Here is a 1,502-nt window from a genome sequence, read left to right as displayed (position 1 = left end):
ACGACTCGTCACCGAACCGCACCGCAACCCGATCACCAAACCGCGCAGCAGCATCATCGAACCACGCCGACAACGTCGAATCCACACCACCATCGGTGCCGACCCCACTCCAGGAGAGAACACGGTCCAACTCACCGACAGTGAGTACGTCCACATCACCGACAGCAAGATTCGGATCCGCGGTGACGCCACGCAGAACATGCAGGAAGCGATCGGCGAAGTCGACAGCGGTCGATTCGTCGAACAGATCCGTCGCATACGTCAGGGTCGCAGACATTCCGGCTTCAGCCTCTTCGAGAGTGAGCTGCAAGTCGAACTTGGCCAGTGCGGCGTCGAACTCGACTGCAGCAGCACTGAGGCCGGGCATGTCGAGAGACGTCTGACCGAGGTTCTGGAACGTCAACGCCACCTGGAACAACGGATGACGAGCCTGCGAACGAACCGGATCGAGCGCTTCCACGATCCGCTCGAACGGAACATCCGCATGCGCGAACGCCTGCAGATCCACCTCACGCGCAGAAGCCAACAACTCCGCAAACGACATCGACGGATCAACCTCGGTACGCAACACCAAAGTATTGACGAACATACCGATCACGTCATCGAGCTCAGCTTCACCACGACCCGCGATCGGGGCACCGATCGCAATGTCGGTCGTCGCGGACAGTCGTGCCAACAGCACCGCCAGAGCCGAGTGAACAACCATGAACGGAGTTGCATTCGTTGCCTTGGCCAGTTCGTCCAGCTCGGACCACAGCTGCGGTTCGATGGTGAAACTGTGATTGGCGCCGCGCCCTGAAGCAATCTCGGGACGCGGACGATCACCAGGCAGATCCAACTGCTCCGGAAGATCAGCCAACGCATCCGACCAGAACGCAATCTGCTGCGCGATGACGGACTGCGGATCGTCCTCGGACCCGAGAACCTCACGCTGCCACAACGAGTAATCCGCGTACTGCACCGGCAACGGCGTCCAGGTCGGAGCCTGGCCGTTGGTTCGCGCGTAGTAGGCGGTCATCACGTCACGGGTCAACGGGCCCATCGAGAAACCGTCAGTCGAGATGTGATGCATCACGAACGACAACACGAAGTCGTCATCGGCGACCTGGAAAAGCTTGGCACGCAACGGAACCTCGACAGTGACATCGAAACCCTGGGCGAAGAACGAATACAGCTCCGCCTGGATTCGGTCGTCGGTGACGCGTTCTGCACCGAGATCGATCGAGACATCTCCTGCCGAGAGGATCTTCTGGTAGCCGACGCCGTCGACCTCGGGGTAGACCGTGCGCAGAACCTCGTGGCGGCCGATAACGTCCGAGACCGCCTGTTCCAGCCCCGACACGTCCAGTTTTCCGGTGAGCGTGATCGCAACCGGAACATTGTTGACAGCCGATGCCGTGTCGAATCGGTTGAGGAACCACATGCGCTGCTGCGCAAACGACAACGGCACCTGCGCCGGACGCACCTGCGCAGTCAACGCCGCACGCGAACCACCACCGACA

1 protein-coding gene is annotated in these 1,502 nt (G+C 60.7%); it reads right to left on the bottom strand.

The genetic code is table 11. The features are described 5' to 3' along the window. A partial coding sequence (locus tag ABWI03_RS34145) for a condensation domain-containing protein (RefSeq protein WP_353799070.1) occupies positions 1-1,502 on the bottom strand: 1,502 nt, incomplete at both ends.

The organism is Rhodococcus baikonurensis, from assembly GCF_040489275.1.
GTDB classification, from domain to species: domain Bacteria; phylum Actinomycetota; class Actinomycetes; order Mycobacteriales; family Mycobacteriaceae; genus Rhodococcus_F; species Rhodococcus_F baikonurensis.
Note: the sequence above shows the minus strand (reverse complement) of the source record. Positions and strands in the feature narration are given on the sequence as shown.